Genomic DNA, 22060 nt, shown 5'->3' with positions numbered 1-22060 from the left:
TAAGGCGGAAGGTGTTAGCGCACCTTTCGTCTTTTTTTATTCGATTAAGTTAGTTAAATTATAACACACACCAACACACAACGCAAGTATTTTATATAAAAAACAGCACAAAAAGACCTTTATCACAAAGGTTATTGTTATATAACTTTATATCTATCTTTTTATCTATATATTACGATATTTGCCATATCTGAGGCGACCAACTGATTGAACATCATAGCTCTTATTATTCTTATTCTGTTCTTGTTTGATTTTTCCAGCACTAAAAGACTCTAGATCGATATACTGCTGATAATCCTCACGCCAGGAACCAAAAAAGAGTTCTCTTAACTCGCCTTCATAAGCCATGACAATCATTTGACTCATCGTCTCAGCCCCCTGTATCGTCCAATACATGCCTCGCTTCTTCATACGGTAAGTAATCTTACGATGCTGTGACTCCATCACACCAATCCCTGCATGACTGAATCCTCTCAATTCTGCTGGTTTAGTGTATTGAAAGTTGTTAAGCAGCTTTCTTTTGAAGCTTTCAAAGACTGCCAGTTCTTCTTCATTCAAAACCAATGCTTCTGTTGTATCTAAAACTATTCGTAGTTTTCCTTTATCGTGCTGCTTAATTGCTTGAAAAGCACTATCCAGGAGCTCCTCTGAGTAAAGTTTGAAAAAGGACTTTAGCTTCTGGTCAACATGATATTTATCCCAAAAGTGCTCATGTCGTTTCACTTTAAGAGCTTTCGCAATCTCTTTGAAAACATAAGGGGTGTAGCCATGGCCACCATCTGAATTGGTAATCAATAATGTATCTTCGTCTATTTCAAAATGATTATAAAGATAGTCCAATACTTTGTCACGAGTCAGACGATTGTCTAAGGAAATAAATTCTTTTTTGTCCTGTAACTCAAAACGATTACCCCCTACTTTTTGACTACCTGTATGTACCACAAAATGAGACAAATCAACGTTTCGATTATCTAATTCTTCTCCTCGAGCTTTGACCATCACTCCATCTCCTTCAATATAAATCACATTGACATGCTTTTTATCAACAGGAAACCCTTCCTCAAAAAAACGATAGGCTTCCCGCTCTTTGAGTAAATGATGACAAAGTTTAACCGCTTTAACAACGGTAGGCTTTGTAATCACAATGTGATAGACCATCTGAACAGCTTTAATGACCTTATCATAAGGCATCATCGTAGAAAGATAAGCAATTTGGTACATGAATTCCCAGGAGAACCGGACATTCTTTTTTAACCCTAGTTCCTCGTCTACGGGGACTACCCACTGATTTCCTTTTTTCCATCGACGACGGCGAAAAGTAAACTCTCCAAATGTAAAAGCTACCGTACGCTCCATAGAATGGATGCAGGTATAGCCTCTGGCCTTCATAATCGGAACCATCTGATCATCATACTTAGAGACAAACTCATAGAAATTTGTCGCATTTTGTGCAATTAGTTGTTCTTTTAACTCTCGTTCTTCAAAGATTGTCATTGCCTCTCTCCTCTAAATTAGAATAACGAGAACTATTTTAAAGATTCATTAATCGCTTTTCAAATTTCTTTTGATTTTGGCACCAAAAAAATGGCCAATAATCTCCTTAAATACAATAAGAGAACGGTTCAAAATTAAAAAGCTAGAGTTCCGCCATTGGGAATCTCTAGCTTTTTTGTGACTGAGAACTATTTTGTCTCAGGTTCTTTCATATTATTTATTTTCCTGCTTTTTTCGTTCAATGGAGGTACGGATACTCTCCGCAAAAGCAAAACAAATGGGCCATGAAACAAGTCCCCAAAAGCCCCAGACAATCAGGTCTGCGATAAAGGAAAAGCCACCTGAAAAATGAGCCCCTAGTGCAATGATTAAAATCGGTAATACTAAAACAGGAACAAATTTCAAAGCCAATAGTCCAATGACTAACAAGAAAAACATGCTTAGCCCAATAGATTGATAAAAAATATACAGCGCTATTGCCACAATCAACCACCAGAACGTCTGAACCAGTTTTTTAATGGAAACAAAAATAATCATAGCTTTACTCCTTGATATATGGAACCAATTTATCGGTTAAATAGATACGATTAGGCTGGTTATTACCTGATTTCACTTCTTCTATCAATCCATATTGAGCTAACTTTTTCTTCAGGGAAATAACGGTTGTCTTACCCTGGTTGAGCAGTTCACATAAGTCTTCAACCCTAAAGTGAACATAGGTAGCCCCATTGTCATCATAGCCTTTTTGAATAAAATCTAACGGTTCTCTTAAACGATCTAACAAAAAAGAATAGACCAAAATCTCTTTATAATTCAATCCCTTAAAGTCATCATGCTCAAATAGGACTTTAGGAATATAAATTTGTTCAGAATCTGCATCTATCAATGATGGGTCTAAATCGGATAACGTTGATAAATAAGCCATGGTCGCACTCCTTATTTTTCTTTACTCTTCAGTTTTCGCTGCATCTTTTCCCATTCCTGAAGGATCAATCTCTCCAAATAATCTGAGGCAGATTTAGCTCTATGATAAGCCACCAAATCTTCTAACTTATCATAACGGACATCATAATGCAGCGAGAAGGGGAAGCGACCCTTTTTATTGTAGCTATCAGGTGACTTTTGAGCTGCTTCTTTACGTCGTATTGGGGTTCGTCTTTTAGGCGACTCCTTGTCAAAGGTTTCTTTTAGTTGGGCAAAGCGATTCTCTGTCATTAGGCTGTCTCTCCTTCCAGTACTGTTAAGATATTTTGATAGACAGTTTCTATATTATCATAAAACTTCTGATGATTTTCCTTTTGTTTGGTTGTCATAGATTCACGTTGCTCAAAGACACTTTGGTTAATCACCAAACTCTTAGCCACCAGTTCTTTCTTCTGAATGGAACCTAGGTAGGCTTCATCTTCCTGAACAACATCCAAAAACTGCTTACAGGTTTCTGTCACGTTGTTACCGTAATACTCAATTTTATTGCCAATAAGATAAGCTTCAGCTTTCACATAGCTTTTCTTTGTGATAACCTCAACTGCTTCACTCTTAATATAGTCCACAAACTTTTTAAGAGCTAACCAGGCACGAAAACCATTTGTAGAAGCATCCGTTACACCCAGGACAATATCTGAAACGGCTATAAAGTTAGCTGTCACTAAACTTTCATCATTGTGCGTATCAATCAAGATAATGTCGAACTGTTCGGCTAATTCATCATAATGCTCACTGAACCACATAAAGAGCTGAAGATATTTATTATTTCGACTGTTGAGGTCTAATTCTTCATCAGTTAGCCGTTCGTCCCCACGAATTAAACTAAGATTATCGTTGATACGACAAATTTCATACTCACCTGTTGTAAAAATATCATAGATAGTTTTGTCACTCGTCACATCAAAGGAATGCGTTAAATTACATTCTCTAGCCCCATCAATTAACAAGACACGTTTCCCCATAACTCTAGACAGCCAATCTGCTTCATTATAGGTTTGGCTACTTTTTCCGCCACCACCCTTATCCAAGTTTGTTGTTTGAATCTTCATAAGGCTCCCTCAATCATTATTTATTAGATAAATAGTTATATAACTTTTTATATCTTTATTCTATCTCAAATAATGATATTTGTCAATAAAAAATACACAAATTGTTATATAACTTTTTGTGCATTTCTTCTTGTTAACTATCCAAAAGTGCCACCGATATTACCGCCAACATAATTTTTCAGCTGGATTTGATGGACTGTTGTATTGAAGTTTCCGACAAAATAACAATTATCCTCTCCGTCTTTCGTCAAGACAATCAAAAACTGAACAACGTCATCATTGTCTGATCTTGTCACCTCTAGTTTAGAAGATTGATAACTGTACTGATTCACTAGAATGGCCATCGCCAATGTTTGAATCATCCCGTCTTGACTCATGGATAAATGATTCTCGAACGTCCCTTTGACCTCTGTCAGATGGTTAGCTTGATGAATGGCTTTGATGGCCTCCTCAAATGCTTTTGCTACTTGTTGCTTCTGCTCCTCACTGCTTTCTGTATAGGGATGTTCTAACTTTAATTTAGCTGTTCGATAGTTCTTCTCGTCAGCCGTCTCTGGCTCAGCTACTGAAGAAGGTTTAGACTCTGAAGGTCTTGTGTGTTCCGTCTGAGAATTTTCAGGTTTGTTGCTGGTGAAATTTCTGTAAACAGCTATTCCTGAAAAAAGAAGTAATAAGCTAATCACCATTACAAAAATCATATTTTCTTTTATCCATTCTTTCATTGATCTATCCTTTTTATTTTCCGAGTTTAGGGGCTTTACCGTCTGGATAAGCAAAGGTCGTGATTTCTGCCCTTTGCTGTTCTGGGCTCCAGATACGATAGTTCCAGGTATATGGTTTTTTAAAGGAATCCCAGCCACTTAGGGGTGTGTTCTGCTCTACTATCAAAATTGAGCCATTTTCAAAGACATGACAGACAATCCCTGTATGGCCATAGCCACCGCCGCCATTCTGAGTCGAGAAGATAGCGCCTTTCTTAGGTGTCGTTTTAACGACATTTCCAAAGATATTAGCCCAAGCAGCTGCTTGATCTTTCCCGTTTCCACTAACGGATCCTGAATGCCCCCAGAGGTGATTTCCAAGACTAATGGTTAGGTTTACACATTGCCCATCAAGCCCTGGTCCATTACCTGTGACATACCAACCTGTAGAACCAGCATACTCCATACCAAGCGTTTTTGGATCGATAATATATTGCTTCAAGCTGTCTGGAAGATTATCAGGACTATAGCCCCATGCAGTCGCATCAGATGGAACTTGACCTGTTCCATCAGTAGCACCATTTGAAGATGAATTGCTACAATCCTTACTCTTACTACTGGTAAAAGTATCAGATGGACCACTATCTCCAGGTGAAGATGTGGCGCCCTGATAGGGCTTTTCTCCATGAGCACTAATAGCTTCTTTATCCAACCACTCATACTTTTTCCCAAGCGTATTGTACATATCAACCAACTTGGTTTTATAGCTGCTGTCAGTTGCCCAGCCACCGTCCGCAATGGCAGAAAGAGTTGCGATACCATCAGTGTTATTGATGGCTTTTGTATAGAGGGTTTGGTGAGCCATGAACTCAGCTTTCCCCACAATCCCTGCATCATAACTAGCAAACCAGGTATAAGCACCACCGGTCCCATCTCCGACATTAGCTCCTGGTTTGGTTCCAGATAAGTCGATACTATTTTCTCCATAGGTCGCAATTGTGACTGGAAAGTTACTCTTACTGGAGGTTTTAACGCCTCCCATGTTGTGTGCTTGCCAAAACGATGTGCCATTAGGATTGGAGAAGTTAAACCCATTTTCAATCATGGTCTGCGTGATGGACGCAGATGGCAAGAAGCCACCTGCTTTCCAGGAAAGAATATAGGCTTCTTTGTGTTCCTTTACAAAGGAATCAATAGAACCATCACCTGAAGAAATAGAGGAATTGGTAGAAGCTGAAGTTGAGATCTCTGTCGTACAATTTGTCTGTGTGCCACTAACGGCTCCTAAAATACCTGCTAGGATGGTAACTCCCACACTAATCAGAAAGACAACAGAGACTAGTGGAAGCAGTATTTTCAAGAAAACGACTTTTTTCACATCATCCCTCTTTCTACCATAAGCCTAAAATCGTCTTTATAATGGCATAGAAGATTAAGAAAACAATAAAGCCAATTCCTACCTTCTTCAGACTTTTTAGGAACTCTTGATCGCGTGCTTTTTGAGCAGCCAACCGTTTTGGATCCGATTCTCCTTCAGAAGCAAAATAATCCCGTTCTGCTTTCATTTTAGCCTTCGTAACCAACACATATTCATCAAACGCTTGTTTTTTCCGACCGAAATAGCCGAGTTGATTGTTCTTTTGCGACATAAAACTTTCCTTTCCTTCTACTGGATACCACCATAGCGTTGTACTTCTGGAGTTAATAATTGCTGGTTAAAGACTAAATTCCCAACTCCTGCAATATTCATAAATAACTGACCCTTAATTAAGCGTGGTAAGGTCTCAAGTTCAGATTGATTCATCGAACCTGCTAGGGCATTGGCAAGCAAAGGAATGCTTGTTTCGTCTGTCTGCGCAAACACACGGTATTGCATGAGTCCAAAGATACGCTGCACAGATGTGACGTAAGGGTCTTTATGATTTCCTGCGCCAGCTTCAAATAGGATTCCTCTAAGGGAGTTAACAGATAACACAACCCCTGCAAAATTTTCTCCCATGGAATCAATCATATCTGCTAGTAATTCCACACTGCTTTCATACTTGGGATTGATAAGAGTTTGCGCTTCACTAATGTTCACAATGTAATGTTCCATATCCATCTCTGTTAGATTGGGGGTTGATTTTAGTAGTTGTTTACAGCGTTTGCCGTTGTTTACAATATCAGCTGAGACCAAGGAGAGGACTGAAAAGATTTGAGCATTAAGCAAATGTGGTGTCCCTTTTAGACCTGAAAAGTCAAAGGTTACCACTTGTTCAGAAGAAATATCCTGGAACTCTGTAGTCCCTTCAAACATTTCTTCGTTTGTTGTTAACAGTTCATTGAATGTTTTGTAAATACGGTTAACGGATTTGATCTCAATCTCATCAGGATTACTTTGCATCATGAGACTACGTTTATAGTCATCCGCAAACAAAATAAAGTCTGATAAAATGGGATACTCTTCATTGACTAAATCAGTAGCTTTCAACTTCTCTGGATTGAGTTTAGGGTTGCGTGCCCATAAGCCTTCCTCAATGTAGAATTCATTTAGCATATCACCAAAGGTCGTTAAGTCATCGCCAGTCGCTTCACTATTCAGTAGTTTGAAGATACTCTTGAGTTTCTGAATATGCAGGTTGTAAGATTTTTTCTTATCTATAGCCGTTCCTTCTTCATTCGTTACAGTTGGAAAAACTTGAAACATATTAATGCGATTGGCTTCTCCCGATAAGTCTAAAATGAGACCGTGCTGTTGTCTGGTTTGATCAAGAAATGTCCCGTTAGCGTCGAAGTTACGAATGTAGTTCCCTTTTGCATAGAGTCCGTCTGTATGTTTTAAAAGAAAGGAGCGTTGACCCATTTTGGGATTGCCTGAGAGAATCATAAAGGAACGCGTCCTGCGTTCATCTCGTTCTAAGAAGTTGAAATTGACGGCCCCTTTCGTCGGGGTCCAGCCCAAATAGACTCCTCGCTGGTCTTCTAGCTTGGTATGATTAAAGAAATAGCCACCTGCTAGGTCATGCGCTCTAATGGGAATCCCACGTCTGTGATTAGGTAAATCAATTTGATATTGTGCTGGAATAAAGGGTGCATGATACTCAAAGTCCAATTCTCCTGAGAGAATGGTTGACTTGAAGTTTGACGTCTTATCTTTAATATCCTCCACCTTCTTGAAAAGCGCTTCTTTCGTTGAGGCTGAAGAATAGTTGCGCACATACATCCCCAACATGGCGATGTTCTTCTTTTTAATATCTCGATCTAACTGAGTAAGATCCTTGATTTCATCTAATTCTTGCTGATTATCAACGATTTTACTGTTACTTGTAATACGCGTCGATTTTTCTTCTATGGAATCCTTAATCTCTTGCTTCAGCTCTTTGTTGTTGGCTCGATAAAGCGATAAGAACGAACGAGTTCCAGGAATTAACATAAGATCTGATAGCCAAAAACGATCTAAATCTTCTGATGGATACTCGTAAAAATGAAGGGCAGTATGATATCCGTCTCCACTCATCCAAGAGCGGTCATCTTTCTTGAAATCAATATTCCCCTGTGGTTGAATCCGACTGAGAAAAGCGAGGTCATACCCTTGTGCTTTTAGCTGCCGCTGTCTGCGTTTTGATAATTCTGGCATACTCTTCTCCTTACACTTTTTCGTTCATATTGTTAAATTGCTTTATGATTTGTTCCTTCTTGATTCGGGTAATTTCTTGAGGAACAAAATCATTATTGCCATAAGACTTAGCTTTGCGAACCAAGTCATCTAACTCGCTCGTCGTTGGGGCAAAGAGCCACAGAATAAATTCTGTGTTATAGATTTCCTGTTGAATACTCTCTTCCACCTGAAGCTCATTTATGAGAATCATCTCACGATCATGCAACTGCAAGTAGCGACGTGAGTCAGGTAATAGCTTTGCCTTTTCTTGACGCACCAAACTCAAATGATGGCGGAGGTCCATCATTTGTGTATCTGTATTGGTTGGTAGGGTCGTTGTTTCAATCTGAATATCTGTATTGAAGTCCGTTAACCATTTTTCAAAATTATCAATAGTCCGTCTGATTTCATTGTAAGAGAGCGACCCTAAGTCCTTTCCTGGAATCTCCATCAGCTGAAGATAACCATAATCGACTAACTGGATGTATGCTTGACGATTATCAATAATGGATTTCACATCCAGCAATTCCACACAGGAATGGAGGTCAAAATATTCCTGGTTGCCTTTCTTATTCTCTTGTTTTCGACCTAATGGTCGCTTCGCATTAGGCCTCATTTGCGTTTGTTTAATAGCCATTAATGGTTCTCCTTTCTATGATAATTCAGGCTGACATAGCGCTTGCGGCGTCTTCTAAAAAAGAGGAACATACTATTCCAATTCTTCTTTCCACCATTTGTCGGTAAAACTAGATACAGACACATCAACGGTGTTAGAATCACAAAAGCAAGTAATTGCGGCCACTGGCTCGTTGGAAAAATCTTCGTTCCAATAGACACGGCTGCCACAGCTGATCCGCCTACAAAAACAATATCAGCCATCACTAACCCTATAATTTTGACTTTGGCATAAATGTCCCGTGGGACACCATATTTCTCATCCATCTAATCAACTCCTTTTCATTGATACTTCCATCATAAGAGATAATGAAATTCTTTGCATTAAGGGGACAAATCAATTCTAGCTAATGTTTAAGATGTTGATGTTACATAAGAAGTTATATATCTTTGTATATAAAAAAGAAGCCTCAAGATGAACTTGAAACTCCTTTTTGTTAACATGAAACATACAATGTTAATAGTTTGCCTTTTTTTGAAAAAAACGTAAACACCAATAACTACCTATCACACTTGAGATTTTTTACCATATTGAAAAATACATCTTCTGACAAAATAGTGATCTCTTGTCCTTCCGCTATTCGAGCGAGAACTGCCTCATACTTCTTAGAACGCTTATCCGGTTCAAAGAGATTTAACTGCTTATGACCTGCCAGTAGAATCTCCGTTTGACTAGAAACATAGCCTTGGACAACAGCTCCTTGATTTTCTAAAAAGACAGTCACTTCTTGTCGTGTCATCGGACGTAAACTTCCTGTAATCACAATGATCTTACCAGCAACATCAATCATGAGCCTTACTCATCACTTTCATCAATTTCAGCCCCTCTGATGTGTGATTGACCTTGCATGCGCTGAGCGGACTGCTGCATTTGTTGGTTCATATAGTTCATTTGGTGCATGGATTGTTGGAGGTTTCGTTTTGATGGAGAGTCTATTTTTGGTTTTTTAGGAATATCCTTAGTCGCATTTGGGATAGGAATTTCTTTAGCTGGTGCTGTCGGATCACTAATACCAGAAAATGCTTCACCTGAAGGCTCTGTAGAAGATACCGTAGGGTCTGTAATCCCTCCACCAGTTGGTCCAGCCTCATCTGAGATAGTTCCAAGACTATCAAATCCTGCCGAAGCATCTGGATCATATGGCGAAACAGGTTGAGGATAATCCTTAAAACTATGGTCTTTCAATCCACGATACACCGCATCATGGCCAGCTTGTTCTTTCTGATCAATATGATCAGCAATGCCTCCTGCAAAGTCTTTGACTTTCCCAATAGCCTCTTTCCCCATCAGGTCGGCAGCACTATACATATTACTCAAACCACCTTTGGCTGCTCCCGCCATTCCTTGGTCTTTCACTGCATTGAAGGCACCGCGAATGCCACCACCCGTTGTTGCAAGACTATTTCCGAGTACCTTACTACCTGATGCAACAGCTCCTGGAACTTTGCTTGCGACATTCATGCCAAAGCCACCAAGTCCCATAGCCGCATGACCAATAGCACCTGCTCCTGTAGCAAAGGCTTGACCAGCCATCATGGCTCCAATGAGTTGTTGGGCGGTATCACTGTGACCCGTTGACACACCAAGCCAGCGTTCAATCATAGAAACGCCTTGCATGGCCGCAAAGAAAAGTCCGATATAAACAAGGCAAGCTGCCAAACATTGTTCCCACATGCTAAGGCCATCGAAGAAACCACCTGAGAGCTTCGTTATTGCCGATACAGATAGAGTTGGTAGATCTCGACAAATCTCAAGAGTCACCCGCATAATTACCACTTCAAAGAAAATACCTGCTATAGCACCACCCATGGTTCGTAACAGCTCTTTATACTTCTTAGAGTTGGATAGTGAAGAATAGCCTTGGAGCGGGGAAATCATGGCTTGGATGATAATATCAAAGACGGATTTTACTAATTTGATTGACATAGCAATCAACAAGACAATCAGGATGATATACTGCATGAACATCCCGATCCAGTTAACTTTGTACCGCATATAAATAGATTCAAAAGCGTTTAATTGCCCCACAATCCTATGTTCAGTAATCGTTTCAACGCCTGTCTGATTAGAATTTAACTTATGAAGAAACAAACCTTTTATACCATTAACTCCAAATTTCTTTTTATACTTACCTTCCATATCATCTAATAAATCTGAGTTAGAAGCTCCATAGGTTGCCCCAAAATCGATCCGTGTCGCAAAATCGGACGTATCTCGTTTATCGGTGCTATCTGTAATGTTATTGACTGGAGTAGAACCTTCTTTCGGAGGTTTGATATAACCAAAGTTATCCAGTGGAAACAGTTCCGTTGAAAAATCGTTGTCAATCAAGACCTTTAGGTCCACCACATTGTTCTTCATCGGTTGGATGGCTAAAGATGAGTATTTCTTACTCCCTTCAGGTGCTTCGCTTGAGACTGTTTGAATGTTCATGGCATCTTGAGCAACAACAGAAGAAATGGTTGTTAGCGCCAATGGTAAGGCAGCTGTCACCATCGTGACCAAAAGGAAGTTGGTAATCACCCCTTTATATTTAACAGGTTTCGTGAAAACACCTGTAATAGCACTGACAACTAGAATCAAGGTAAATAAGGTTGTTCCAATTACCTGAAACCAGTAAAAGAACTGCCCAATAACAGTATTACTATCCCCTAAGTAGCCAAAAAGTCCAAAGAGTTTGAACATGTTATTAAAAACATGTTCCAGACTAACAGTAATCGAGTATAAAGCTTTAGCAATACCGCCTGGAATATAAGCTAGGAAGGAAAGAAAAGCTGGAGTCGAATCCAAATAGTTGCTCCAATATTTATAAAAGGAAGCCATCTTCTCCGCATTCTCTCCGGTGATGTTGCCGTTGGTCTTACCATTAATATCTAGAAAACCTTTTTCTAGGGCATTGACCAGATCTGAATAAGTGTCGTATGTCAACTGAAGGTACCCACTTTCTGTTTATGATACCTTCATCATAAGGGATAATGAGATTTCCTGCATTAAGCGGACAAGTCACAGGAAGAATGAAAAAAGCCTCAAATGAGACTTTTTCTTTTATTTAGCTTTACCTGAGAAATCATAATATCCATAATCACGTGGACTTCGACTAAGTTCAAAAATTCGGATAGTTTTTCCACTGTCTGATAACGCAACTTGATAGCCACCTTCAGAATCTTTAATTGTCGGATTCTTCTCACTGCTTGTTATAATTGTAAAATTATCTGTTCCTTTAAGTTGAGATTCAAGACTTGTTATGACTCCTTTAGTAGTAGATGGAATATCATCTTCAGGAATTACTGAGAAATAAATCTTTTCTCCATTAGAGTTTGTAATACTGTTTTCTTTTTTGTCGAAAGTGAGAGTGTCTCCTCCCTCAATAAACATTAATCCCTGATAACTTTTAGAATTTGAATACCCAGTATAACTATCTTTCAACTCTGTTTTAATAATATCTTCCGTTGATTTTTGACCACAAGCCACAAGCATAACAAGGGCCAGTCCGAGGGTCAGAAAACTAGACCACTTTTTCATGTTCATCATCCATTCTCCTTGATTTTCTTGACTTCATTATATCAGAAAACTGATTTTTAAGCAATCGTTTATACACTTTATTATATAACTTTTTGGTCATATCGTTAGATAACATCATCCACAAAGAAAAGATCGTCATCTTCTTCCTCATCAAAAACTTCTGCGATGACAGCTTGGGTTAGATCAGCTGAAGAAGTAAACTGAGATTGAGCGAGAGGCTTCGATTGTTGCTTTCTCGTTGCTAATTTAGGTGATTCTCCATTTGTTCTCATGCGGTCAGTTAAAGCTATCCGCCAGTCAATAATCTTTCCAAAGGTACTTTGTGCACCCACCGCTATATCCTGCAAATCAAGCTCCCTATGAGCACTCTCTACTGGTATATCCGCCAAAGTCATTGACTGATCAAACTCTTCCTGAAGGAACATGTATCGATAAGGAAGACTGGTTTTCTCATGTAAGAAAATTGGATCTGTCGTGATTTTGCGTCCCGCATTATCTCGACTTTTCACCCCACGCAGAAGAACCGCTTCTCCTTCTTGGAGTTTGGCTAACTGTGTCGGTGTCAATAGCTCCTGTTTAGGATTCTCAATAGACACATTAGGGTTAGCTTCGTCTAGGATATTGCTGGAGCGTCTACGACGTGTGATGGTACGAGTTCCTAATTCTTTACTGAAGTACTCATTTGTCTTCGGCTCAGTTGACTTAACATAAATTTTCAAAGAGCAATTTTCTTTAATCGTCTCAGCCGTATTCTCTCCATACTTATCTGTTAACTGCTCTAAATTTTGAATCCAGAGGTAATAGAGGATATTTTGACCAAGACCAATAGAAATCTTCGTATCCATGTGAGGAATAGCAGGAATATTGGTGAATTCATCAAGGATATGAAGAATCCGATTGACACACTTACGGCCATTTGAGAGTGCCAACTCATAATTGGCATTAAATAACTGGTCCAAAAATAGTGACACGATACTATTATATTCTGTTCGGTTTGGTGGTGTCACTAAGTAAATCACTTTAGGATTATCTGAATAAATCAAGTCAATATCTTCTTCCTGAAGAAAGACATCCTCTTGTTTATTCAGAACCGTGACCTTGATATGGTCCAGTACTGGTTTCTTCGTGTATTCATCCAAAGCAATAACCTTGCCACGTTTCTGATAAACTTTCTCAGCTGAGAATTGGAAGGTCTTATTACGAATACTTGAATCACCATTATTACCATGATTAAAGTCAATGGTTACCAAGAACTGATCAGGCAACTTGGGTTCAATGACATAGGTAAGATAGCCTTCCCCATCAATAAGAGCTGTTGCTTCTTTCACGTGAGTAATGTGTCTAGTTGTTTTACCCCAAGTTGACTGACTGGTAATCGTAACCTTAGCAGTCTTATGAGCGTACTCATTACGCATAGCAACGTTGGAACTGGAGCGGAACTTAACGGACAGACGACGTGGGAAACCAACTGACTCTAAGTCAATGGAATTTTTAGAGGTAAGCTTGGCAATATTATCTTGCAAGAAGAGGTTAATCCCAGACATCATGCTTGAGAAGACATTCCCTTTAGTTTCTTCAGAAGCAAAGTCAGATGATCTAAAGTTTAGATCGGCCATATCTCTAAATTTAGAAAATTGTTCCTGGTTAATCTTTCGAAGATTATCAAAGTAAACCGTAATTTTGGATTTCTTCTTCACTTGTTGATCACGATCTGGATTCTCAACGATTTCTCCAAAATCATTGACAAAGACTTCTTCAGAACCCAAGTCAGTTAAGAATTTAGCAATATTACGAACCGTTACCGTGTCCCAGGCATCTGTTTCACCATTCTTGAAGGTTTCATTAGCTCGGTCAATGAGAGCCATGGCAATCGCATTGAAGAGGGAAATAGAGGTATCTTCCCAATATTTAGCATTGCCATTGCCGCTACCAGGTTTCGTTTTCCGATAAATGGCTTCCGCAACCGCATTAACACGGGTTTGGGTCATTTCATAGTATCCTTTTTTCGCTACTGCTACCGCAAGAGCTAGAGGATTATTAGACATTGACCAGTCCATGTTTTGGAAAGATAGCACATTCACATCATAACCACGCTTTCGCATCGTTTTATAAGAGGATTGATAATGCTCCCCTTTAGGGTCCGCAATAACCATAGAAGGCTGAATAGCTGCACGGCTATTAATATCAATCGTTGTCGTGATATGCCCCTCACCTTTACCAGATCGAGTCATACCGACACCAAGCATATTCGTTGTACTGTCATCAATGTAATAGTCCCCTGAAGGCGTAGATAACAGTCCTAAAATCCTCTCCGCATTCGTCATATAACGGCTAAAGGTACGGTTTTGCCACAGCATCTGAGAGCCAAGCGTTAATCCTGTTAGATTCTTTCTCGTCTCATGAAGAACAGGAACGCCCCCTTCACCTGGATAAGTTTCTGTCTTATTTGGTACTTTCTTATACTGCTGGTGGATTTCCTTAACCGTCGCAAAACGGTCATCCCCCTCTTCATTGTGGTTATAATCACGGTATTGCTCAAAATTGACCCAAGCAGAGCGCCAGGCAACCACTAGTCCAATCAGAAAAATGGGGACTGCTAGAATGGGCGCTATTACAAACACTCTAACGTTAAATAGATTCTGAACTAACAAGCTATCCACGTTAAAAGTAATAGTTTGACTATTATCTCTCAAAGTCATAATTGAGAAATAAAGGAATCGAATAGCTGCCCTCAAAACAGTCACCAGATAGTTTGTGAGAATAAACGCTATCAAACTGAATCCCATTCCCATAAACACAAAGCTACGATAATTTTTGAAGTAGAGCAAGGGTTTCATTTCCTTGTCAAAACGTTTTCTATCTTGTTTTACAAAAGGAATTTTATAAATGAGACGAAAGAGAATATTTCCTAATAGCAGAAACAGAAATGAAGGAATAATCGTTGCAAGTCGTTTAATAAGATACCACGACTGCTTACCTTTGTCTTTCCCAGTTGACTTCCAGTCAATCTTATGTCTATTTTCCCATAAACGAGCCAGCTCTTTCCTCTTGTTTCTAAGATGGCTCTTAATCATATCCCGATCATTTATAACTCCTTTTATCAGCTGAAAAACGTTCAGTAGAGGTTTTCTGATGATCTTGATCCCCTGGTAACAAAGATACCCCACAAAACTAAGCAACAAAAAAGCATTGAAACGATTCACTTTAGCTAATTGGATCAGCGTATAATACAGAGCTTCTAGCCAACTAAACATATTGTTCACCTCGAATATCTTCTAAAAAGTGGTCGATCTTCGCTCCGTAGAAACTGGAAAAAAGAAAGATCTTGAACTGTAGTTGAGGTGAAGCTAGTTGATAGCGCTCCAAATAAGAGTAAACTCCCTGCTCTATTCCCAGGTGAACCGTCCATCGATGACAGCTTCTACCTTGTTTCAAATAATTTTCAACCTGAAGTGAGTCAGCCATCAAATCATCAGACTGATCATCTATTTGTTTTCTTGTCATAAATAATGTCCTTTCCAATTTTGTTATAATACATTACTAGTGTAAGAGATAATGGAAATCTCTGCATTAAGGGGACAAGTTATGTCAAGTATCCAAAAAGTTATATAACTTTTTATCTCTTATTCAAGATAATTTCATGCATAAGAGATTATAAAATTAGCTGAAAACGTCTCAGAATCGTCTTCTCAGCACCTGTTTCTGGCATACTGTAGATAAATTATTCACTCACACAAAAATAGCACGTGATATAAACATCATGTGCTATTTTTTAGTTAGAATGGCTCATCTGCATCTACTGGTTCTGGATAAGATGAAATTTGAGAAGTTGCAGGCTGAGACGGATTCCAGTTCCCTTGTTTTCGTCTCGTTGCTGCCTCTTTACTTTCTAAAAAAGTAATGCCATCATGTTGACTTGGAGCAATATATTGATAACTCCGACGTTGTCCCTGACTGTTTGTATAAGTCCGCTGAATAATTTCTCCTTTTACCAGGATAGGAGAGCCTTTTGATAGGCTTTGTGCCATAATTTCAGCTTGTTTGCCATACACTTGTACATGAAAGAAGCTAGTTAATGGTTTTCCATCATTCCCCTGTAAACTGGAATCACAGGCGAAATCAAACTTAAAACTAATGTTTCCATTAGCAGTTCTTCCAACTGCATCTTCTGGAATATCTGAAACACGTCCGTTCGCTATAAATTGTTGCATATTTTTTCCTCCTAGTTTTCTTCTTTCTTTTTGAAACCAAGAATGGTCGCAATCATTCTTCCTTACGTTTACGAAGTCCTACAAGACCAAGTCCTGAAAGGACAAAACCGCCCATAATTCCTAAGAGACTTCCTGCCTCTCCCGTTTGTGGCAAACGTTTAACTTGTACAGGCTGATGATTGGTTTTTCCATAAGCTAATGGCTCTTGTGATGAAGCTTTAGCTTCTGTATAGCCTACGATTTGCCCGCTTGCATCAAAAACTGGAAGAGCTGTTTTTCCTGCCTTCTCAATAGCTGCTTTTTCAGCCGCAATCTTAGCTTGACGCTGCGCTTCTAGATAATCTTGATAGGCTTTCATCACTTGAGCATGTTGATCAGCAGCTTCTTTTTCTTCTGCCTTCAACATCTCTAGTTTCTTCATCTCCACCTCAAGAATCGCTTTCTTCTCTTTCAGCGTTTCTTGGGCTACTGCTAAAGCCTTTTGAGCCGCTTTCAAGTTAGCTGGAGCATTTTTCAGAACCTCTACGCGTTCTTTAGCTTGAGTTAAAGCTTGTTTTGCAGTGCTTAGCTCTTGTACTTGACTAGCAACCTTATTTTTAGCTGCTGTAGCTTGAGTTTGCTTTTTAGCCAAGGTTGTTTGCTCGACTTTTAAGGCTGTTTGAGCAGTAGATAAAGCGGCTTGCTTATTTCCAAGAGTTGCCTTAGCAGCTGCCAAAGCGGTTTTCTTAGCAGTCACATCTGCATTTAAAGCTGCAAGGTTGGCTTGCGCTTTCTCATTTGTATCTTGGGCTGCCTTCAACTCTTCTTGTGCTTTTGCTTGTGCTTGTTGAGCGGCTGGAGTTTGTACTGCCACTGCTTCAGCCTGTGCAAGTGCTTCAGTAGCTTGGGTTAAATCAGCCTGTGCTTGATTGTAAAGCTCCTGGGCTGTCGATTGAGCCCCTTGAGCAACACTATTAGCTTGTTTGGCAACATTGGTTGCCATTTGAGCTTGGTTCAAATTGTCAATTATTTTTTTACTATCATAGGGATTTGCCAGAACCGTTTTATCAAACTTAGGATTTGCTTGTAAAGCAGCATCCTCTTTCACATACAAGAAATTGGTAATGCCCCAAAGATCATCTTTGTAAGACGTAGAAACGCCCAAATACTGTACTTTTGGTTCTCGACCTTCAAAGATATTCAAACCTGCAATACTTCCTGCATGTCCCCATTCCAAATTCTCTCCGTAGAAAGTCCCATCTACTGTGCTAAACAAGAAATTTGTCAAGGCATTGTAGACTAAGTGTTTCAATTCAGCCAAGGTTGCCTTTTCTGGAAAACGACTTTGTAAAGCAATATTTTCTTCTTCATTGTCTCCCAAGCCATATTTGGCAATCACTCGCTTCAAGTTCTCTGTATCATGACCTTTGACACCATTCTTAGCAGAAGTGGACGTGTGTTCATTGATGATCTTCACAACATCTTTAGAAACAACTACCTTAGATGTGCCAAAGCGTTCATGAAGCTGATTAAGCAAGTCTGCCGCAAAGAGAGATAAATTTTCTCGGATTTCTTCTGGAAGATGATTCGTCTCATACTTCTCAGAAGCCTTATCTGCTGGAAGAGCAATATATCTGTTCTTTTGCCCCAACTCTTTACTTAACCGTGCCAAATTTTCTGTCTTGGCTGCTAGGGTTTCTTTTGACCAGGTACCATAATTCCGATAGTATTCTTTCAAAGCTGCCACATATTCATCACTAACGGTTAGTTGATTCATGTATTGAACCGCTTCTTTCGCCTTCGTAAGAGCCTCTTCTTTTTGAGCTAAGTCCTTAGCAGTCTCTGTTGCTACAGCGGTTTTTTCTTTCAAATCTTTATCGGCTGCCTTAAAGGCTGCTTCCTTAGTAACCTTATCAGTACGAGCTTGATTCACCTTGGCTTGACGGCTTGCATCTGCTTGTTTAGCAGAAGCAAGGTTTTGATCAGCTGTTTGCTTAGCGGTTTCTTTTTGTGCTAAATTTGCCTTAGCTTCATCAGCCGCTTGAATCACTTTCGCAGCTCCTGTTCCATCGAGAAGCGCTTGCTTTTCTGCGACATCTTTTTCAGCCTTAGTCACATCTGCTTGTTTGGCTTCTACAGTCTTTTGGGCTTGTGTAACCACAGCCTTTTGTGCTTCAACAGCTTGGTCTACTTTGGCTTGTTCTTCCTGAGCAGCTGATAAGGACTGTTCTGCATCTTTTTCTGCAGCAGATTTTGCGGTCACCTCTTTTTCAGCCTTGGAAATAGTTTCAGGTGTTGCCTCTTTCGCAATTTCAGCGGCTTTGGTTTCCCGTGCAGCGGCTGTTTCTTTCGCAGCTTCTGCTTGTTGGGCAGCTGTTTGAGCTGCATTAGTAACTTGTTCCTGAGCTTTAACCTGACCCTTAGCAGCTTCTAGCTTTGCTTGAGCGGCATCTACATCTGCTTGAGTTGGAACAGTTTGTTTAACCTGTTCTGTGGTAGACGCTTTAGAAGAATCAACCATCTCCTTGACTTCATCCGCCTTTACATCCACTGCACCAAGTACAGTTACACCAACAACTCCAGCAGCAATTACACTTGTTAATTTTTTCATTATAAACTCCTATTTATTTTATCAGTTATATAACTTTAAAAATTGCAAAAGAGGAAGACTAGCAGTTCCCCTGCATTTCAGTCTTCCATTGTTTGCTTTATTTAACTTCTTCTTTGCGTTTGAACTTGCCTAATCCGAGCATGCTAAGAATTGCAACTCCTGCCACCAATAGACCAGCACTTGCTTTTTCACCAGTCTGTGGTAACTTCCGCACTGGTTCGTGTGGTTTTTCTGGTGTTTTTGGTTTCTCTGGCTCTGGAGTTGTAGTCTTAACTGTATTGGATACAACTTCCACACCATTGATATATTGCTTTTGAGTATTCTCAAAGGTTCCTGATGCAATCCGCTTCATTTCCAAATAAGCATCTGCATCAAATTCTGATTTGTTTGAAACCGTAGCTAAGAAATCAGCTTTGAAATCAATCGTCACAATACCATTCTTCTTATCATGAGTAAGAGTAGTATATTGAGTCAGATTTGTGCCTTTCTTAATAATCGTTCCATCTTTCAAGACAATATCAGTTGCCGCTAACACTTGAACATTGCCAGTAAATTCATCTCCACGTTGATCGTAATCATCTACTGTCTTGTATTCAAAGAGTGCTTCTCCTCGATTAGCTGAAACTTTAGCTCCATCTAACAGATACCAGAACGTTTGACCAAGCTTAATTTCTTTCCCGTTCAGACTTTCAGTATCTCCAACAGCTTTCACCACATCTTTCTTGTTTTCCAACTTAGGAATATGGTTGACTACAACATTAGACCAATAGCCATTATTATAATCAATTTGAGCGACTTGGTTCTTATATTCACCAACAAACGTTTTGTTCTTCATTGGTGTATGGAAGTAAATATCTTTACCTGCTTGGTTGTAAGCTGCCGCATGAGCTACTGCATCTTCTGCCACCCACATGATATAAGAACCTTTTGGTTTGATACCAGAAGCTTCAACAGCTTTTTGAAGTTCCTCACTCAATTTAGTTCCTGACAAGACATGGTACATCTTCAAGCCAGATACTTTCTTACCTTCCGCATCTGTAACAGTGAAGTCCTTAAAGATTGGCTCTACTTTGTCTTCATCATAATCTTCAATAAAGGCATGGAGTTTCTTCACAGTTTCACCAGCGACATTTACTCCTTTATATGGCGCCTTGTGCCATTTAGAAGTGTAGTAGTTAATAGAACCCGGAAGCATCCTTGCTCCGTCAATCACATTCCCCTCTTTGTCATGATTATGTTTTTCAGGAGTAACTGTCGGTTTTACCTTCAACTTGTAGTCATTGTAATGAACTGTTGGAGTTTTAGGATCCTTCAAATGTGGTTCAAATGTTGGGTCAGTTGGTGGTGTGACTTTCAACAAGTTCAACTCTGCTTTTGGAGTTGGAACAGCTTTTTCCTTTTCAGGCGTAAACGTTTTGAGTGGGGCTGGTTCTTTGTATTTTTGTGAAGTAACTGTATAAGCCTTTACTTTTGAATTAAACGCAAACCATATATAGCCTCGATTTTCTGAGCCAAAATCAAAATTAATATGCCCCTTCGCTTGACCTGCAACAGCACCATAGTATTCCAAAGGACTACCATCTACATCCCAGTCACTCGCTTCATATTTGGACTCATCCCATTTGTAATTATTTCCATTCGTTGAAGACCAAGTCCCATCTGCCTGTTTAGAAATAGAACTTCCTACAATGGGAATCATTTCACCATTAAAACTACCAACAAATTCACGATCTTTTGGAATATTCAATCCAGTTGACGGATCTTTACTACCGTTACTTCTATTAAGGGAAGCAAATGAAACTAAACCATTTGGATTGACTTCATTTCCTTTTTCATCATAATAAGTAACATCTAGATTGAATGTTGCAGAACCCCAATTATCCCAATAATGAGCTGTTACAGTTGGATCTTTAGCTGGAACAAGCATTGCTTTTCCGGTTGAAGAATGTTTCAAAGTAAACACATATTTAACCTTGTGAATCTTGACCCCATTACTATAGGAATTTGTTAAGTTTTCATAAGTAACTTCAACTTTATCCCCCTCAGAAAGCATTGCTCCATAGCCATTAGAACTTAATAAACTTGCAAAACTATCTGGAAGATTTGCAGGTTGGTGACCATTCTGAACGAGCCAATTTTTATAAGTATTCCAAGCTGCATCTTTCTCAGCCTTCGTCCAAGATTGAGAAGAAGTCGTTTTGAAAGATGTAATTTTTGCATTAGGTTCACTAGAAAAAGACAATGTTTGTAATGCCGTTTTACTCAAATAACCATCTTTCGTTTTATTTTGCTCTGCTTGTGCTTTTTCCTTCGCAACCCGCTCATCTTCTTTTTTGTTCCAAAGAGCAGCTTCCTCATTTGCTTTCTTAATCTTCTCGTTTTCAGCATCCACCGCTGCTTGACCGTCTTTATTTCGCTTACGGACAGCCTCATTGTAGGCTTTGGCATCTGCGATTGCCTTATCTTCCTTACGTTTTTCTTCAACGTAAGTATCTACAGCTTTTTTATTTTCAGTTTGAGCAGCTTCTACTTGCTTTTGGTAATCCTTATAAGCTTGAACAGATGTCTTATCTGACACCTTTGTCTCAACTGTAGACTCTTTGATTTTGGCATCTGGAAACTCTGACTTCACCTTATCTTGAGCAGATTTAGCATCTTTATTGGCTTTTTCTGCAGCAATCTTAGCTTCATCTGCCGCCTTTTTAAGTTCTTCATTGCGAATGTCCCGAGCTGCATTTTCAGTCTTGACAGCTTCTTTTTCCTTGACAAATTGGTCTTTTGTTTCAGAAATCGTTTTGGCTTGTTCTGCCTGTTCCTGTTGAGCTTGTGCTTGCTTTTGAGCCACTTCTTCCGCAGATGTCGCTGTACCCAAATCTTTAGCTGGGTCTTTGACCACATTCACACCAGCAGATTTTGCGTCTTGGGCTGCTTGTTCGGCTTTAGAGTTATCCACTGTTACATCCAGTGGTTGTTCGGTCGCAACTGTCTTTGGTTCAGTAGCTGCACTGGTTTCATCTGCGCTAACCACACCAGCAGCACCTAATACCGCAGTTGCAGCTAAAGCAATTCCTAGCTTAGCAATGCGAGCCGAGTGAGTACCTGTTTTAAATTTACGAATTGAAAAAATTTCTTTTGTTTGCATTATTATTTTTCTCCTTTTTTATAAAATAAATGTACTAAAGCAGTTCTAAAAATC

At 39.4% G+C, this 22060-nt stretch carries 19 protein-coding genes; all 19 read right to left on the bottom strand.

Translation table 11 applies throughout. The features are described from left to right. Nucleotides 1–165 precede the first annotated feature (165 nt). Complete coding sequence (locus FZ952_RS03985) at nucleotides 166–1494, bottom strand: ISLre2 family transposase (RefSeq protein ID WP_148880691.1); 1329 nt, start codon at nucleotides 1492–1494, stop codon at nucleotides 166–168. Between the two features lie 213 nt (nucleotides 1495–1707). Further along, nucleotides 1708–2031: a hypothetical protein gene (locus FZ952_RS03980; protein ID WP_037616710.1), complete on the bottom strand. Its 324-nt coding sequence runs from the start codon at nucleotides 2029–2031 to the stop codon at nucleotides 1708–1710. A gap of 4 nt (nucleotides 2032–2035) precedes the next feature. After that, nucleotides 2036–2419: a replication initiator protein A gene (locus tag FZ952_RS03975; protein ID WP_148880690.1), complete on the bottom strand. Its 384-nt coding sequence runs from the start codon at nucleotides 2417–2419 to the stop codon at nucleotides 2036–2038. Nucleotides 2420–2430: 11 nt separating this feature from the next. Continuing rightward, nucleotides 2431–2709 (bottom strand): hypothetical protein, encoded by a 279-nt coding sequence (locus FZ952_RS03970; protein WP_037616715.1) that lies wholly within the window; start codon nucleotides 2707–2709, stop codon nucleotides 2431–2433. Beyond that, nucleotides 2709–3527, bottom strand: coding sequence for a ParA family protein (locus FZ952_RS03965; RefSeq protein WP_037616717.1), 819 nt, complete (start codon nucleotides 3525–3527; stop codon nucleotides 2709–2711). Before FZ952_RS03965 ends, FZ952_RS03970 begins: the two co-directional genes overlap by 1 nt. 137 nt (nucleotides 3528–3664) lie before the next feature. Next, complete coding sequence (locus FZ952_RS03960; protein WP_037616719.1) at nucleotides 3665–4249, bottom strand: hypothetical protein; 585 nt, start codon at nucleotides 4247–4249, stop codon at nucleotides 3665–3667. A gap of 13 nt (nucleotides 4250–4262) precedes the next feature. Next, nucleotides 4263–5606: a CHAP domain-containing protein gene (locus FZ952_RS03955; RefSeq protein WP_148880689.1), complete on the bottom strand. Its 1344-nt coding sequence runs from the start codon at nucleotides 5604–5606 to the stop codon at nucleotides 4263–4265. 13 nt (nucleotides 5607–5619) lie between these two features. Continuing rightward, entirely contained in the window at nucleotides 5620–5877 is a 258-nt protein-coding gene (locus FZ952_RS03950; protein ID WP_148880688.1) for a hypothetical protein, read from the bottom strand. A gap of 17 nt (nucleotides 5878–5894) precedes the next feature. After that, the gene (locus FZ952_RS03945; protein ID WP_148880687.1) at nucleotides 5895–7844 is read right to left on the bottom strand and encodes a virulence factor; all 1950 of its coding nucleotides are present in this window, start codon (nucleotides 7842–7844) and stop codon (nucleotides 5895–5897) included. A gap of 10 nt (nucleotides 7845–7854) precedes the next feature. Beyond that, entirely contained in the window at nucleotides 7855–8502 is a 648-nt protein-coding gene (locus FZ952_RS03940; RefSeq protein ID WP_037616727.1) for a hypothetical protein, read from the bottom strand. Beyond that, nucleotides 8502–8807, bottom strand: a complete 306-nt coding sequence (locus FZ952_RS03935) for a DUF5592 family protein (protein WP_037616729.1) — start codon at nucleotides 8805–8807, stop codon at nucleotides 8502–8504. Before FZ952_RS03935 ends, FZ952_RS03940 begins: the two co-directional genes overlap by 1 nt. Nucleotides 8808–9040: 233 nt before the next feature. Continuing rightward, nucleotides 9041–9331 carry a BRCT domain-containing protein gene (locus tag FZ952_RS03930; RefSeq protein ID WP_037616731.1) on the bottom strand — a complete coding sequence of 97 codons (291 nt, stop codon included), beginning with the start codon at nucleotides 9329–9331 and terminating at the stop codon, nucleotides 9041–9043. A gap of 5 nt (nucleotides 9332–9336) precedes the next feature. Continuing rightward, the gene (locus FZ952_RS03925) at nucleotides 9337–11469 is read right to left on the bottom strand and encodes a pLS20_p028 family conjugation system transmembrane protein (RefSeq protein ID WP_148880686.1); all 2133 of its coding nucleotides are present in this window, start codon (nucleotides 11467–11469) and stop codon (nucleotides 9337–9339) included. A 117-nt stretch (nucleotides 11470–11586) separates the two neighbouring features. Further along, a complete protein-coding gene (locus FZ952_RS03920) occupies nucleotides 11587–12069 on the bottom strand; it encodes a lipoprotein (RefSeq protein WP_148880707.1) in 483 nt (160 codons plus the stop codon). Nucleotides 12070–12167: 98 nt separating this feature from the next. Further along, entirely contained in the window at nucleotides 12168–15317 is a 3150-nt protein-coding gene (locus FZ952_RS03915; RefSeq protein ID WP_148880685.1) for a VirD4-like conjugal transfer protein, CD1115 family, read from the bottom strand. Next, nucleotides 15310–15567 carry a hypothetical protein gene (locus FZ952_RS03910; RefSeq protein ID WP_148880684.1) on the bottom strand — a complete coding sequence of 86 codons (258 nt, stop codon included), beginning with the start codon at nucleotides 15565–15567 and terminating at the stop codon, nucleotides 15310–15312. Before FZ952_RS03910 ends, FZ952_RS03915 begins: the two co-directional genes overlap by 8 nt. A 272-nt stretch (nucleotides 15568–15839) precedes the next feature. Then, a complete protein-coding gene (locus tag FZ952_RS03905) occupies nucleotides 15840–16274 on the bottom strand; it encodes a single-stranded DNA-binding protein (protein WP_148880683.1) in 435 nt (144 codons plus the stop codon). A 52-nt stretch (nucleotides 16275–16326) separates the two neighbouring features. Next, nucleotides 16327–18864, bottom strand: coding sequence for an SEC10/PgrA surface exclusion domain-containing protein (locus tag FZ952_RS03900; RefSeq protein WP_148880682.1), 2538 nt, complete (start codon nucleotides 18862–18864; stop codon nucleotides 16327–16329). A gap of 97 nt (nucleotides 18865–18961) precedes the next feature. Continuing rightward, nucleotides 18962–22006 carry an SspB-related isopeptide-forming adhesin gene (locus tag FZ952_RS03895; protein ID WP_148880681.1) on the bottom strand — a complete coding sequence of 1015 codons (3045 nt, stop codon included), beginning with the start codon at nucleotides 22004–22006 and terminating at the stop codon, nucleotides 18962–18964. Between the last annotated feature and the right edge of the window lie 54 nt (nucleotides 22007–22060).

This window comes from Streptococcus sp. Marseille-P7376, from assembly GCF_902460385.1.
In the GTDB taxonomy this organism is placed as follows: Bacteria; Bacillota; Bacilli; order Lactobacillales; family Streptococcaceae; genus Streptococcus; species Streptococcus sinensis.
The sequence above is the reverse complement of the archived record's forward strand: the minus strand, read 5'-3'. Positions and strand labels throughout refer to the sequence as shown.

What these genes read in the sequence shown, in the direction of transcription:
- FZ952_RS03985 (WP_148880691.1), bottom strand. Translation starts at nt 1,494, where the DNA reads ATGACAATCTTTGAAGAACGAGAGTTAAAAGAACAACTAATTGCACAA.
- FZ952_RS03980 (WP_037616710.1), bottom strand. Translation starts at nt 2,031, where the DNA reads ATGATTATTTTTGTTTCCATTAAAAAACTGGTTCAGACGTTCTGGTGG.
- FZ952_RS03975 (WP_148880690.1), bottom strand. Translation starts at nt 2,419, where the DNA reads ATGGCTTATTTATCAACGTTATCCGATTTAGACCCATCATTGATAGAT.
- FZ952_RS03970 (WP_037616715.1), bottom strand. Translation starts at nt 2,709, where the DNA reads ATGACAGAGAATCGCTTTGCCCAACTAAAAGAAACCTTTGACAAGGAG.
- FZ952_RS03965 (WP_037616717.1), bottom strand. Translation starts at nt 3,527, where the DNA reads ATGAAGATTCAAACAACAAACTTGGATAAGGGTGGTGGCGGAAAAAGT.
- FZ952_RS03960 (WP_037616719.1), bottom strand. Translation starts at nt 4,249, where the DNA reads ATGAAAGAATGGATAAAAGAAAATATGATTTTTGTAATGGTGATTAGC.
- FZ952_RS03950 (WP_148880688.1), bottom strand. Translation starts at nt 5,877, where the DNA reads ATGTCGCAAAAGAACAATCAACTCGGCTATTTCGGTCGGAAAAAACAA.
- FZ952_RS03945 (WP_148880687.1), bottom strand. Translation starts at nt 7,844, where the DNA reads ATGCCAGAATTATCAAAACGCAGACAGCGGCAGCTAAAAGCACAAGGG.
- FZ952_RS03940 (WP_037616727.1), bottom strand. Translation starts at nt 8,502, where the DNA reads ATGGCTATTAAACAAACGCAAATGAGGCCTAATGCGAAGCGACCATTA.
- FZ952_RS03935 (WP_037616729.1), bottom strand. Translation starts at nt 8,807, where the DNA reads ATGGATGAGAAATATGGTGTCCCACGGGACATTTATGCCAAAGTCAAA.
- FZ952_RS03930 (WP_037616731.1), bottom strand. Translation starts at nt 9,331, where the DNA reads ATGATTGATGTTGCTGGTAAGATCATTGTGATTACAGGAAGTTTACGT.
- FZ952_RS03920 (WP_148880707.1), bottom strand. Translation starts at nt 12,069, where the DNA reads ATGAACATGAAAAAGTGGTCTAGTTTTCTGACCCTCGGACTGGCCCTT.
- FZ952_RS03915 (WP_148880685.1), bottom strand. Translation starts at nt 15,317, where the DNA reads ATGTTTAGTTGGCTAGAAGCTCTGTATTATACGCTGATCCAATTAGCT.
- FZ952_RS03910 (WP_148880684.1), bottom strand. Translation starts at nt 15,567, where the DNA reads ATGACAAGAAAACAAATAGATGATCAGTCTGATGATTTGATGGCTGAC.
- FZ952_RS03905 (WP_148880683.1), bottom strand. Translation starts at nt 16,274, where the DNA reads ATGCAACAATTTATAGCGAACGGACGTGTTTCAGATATTCCAGAAGAT.
- FZ952_RS03900 (WP_148880682.1), bottom strand. Translation starts at nt 18,864, where the DNA reads ATGAAAAAATTAACAAGTGTAATTGCTGCTGGAGTTGTTGGTGTAACT.
- FZ952_RS03895 (WP_148880681.1), bottom strand. Translation starts at nt 22,006, where the DNA reads ATGCAAACAAAAGAAATTTTTTCAATTCGTAAATTTAAAACAGGTACT.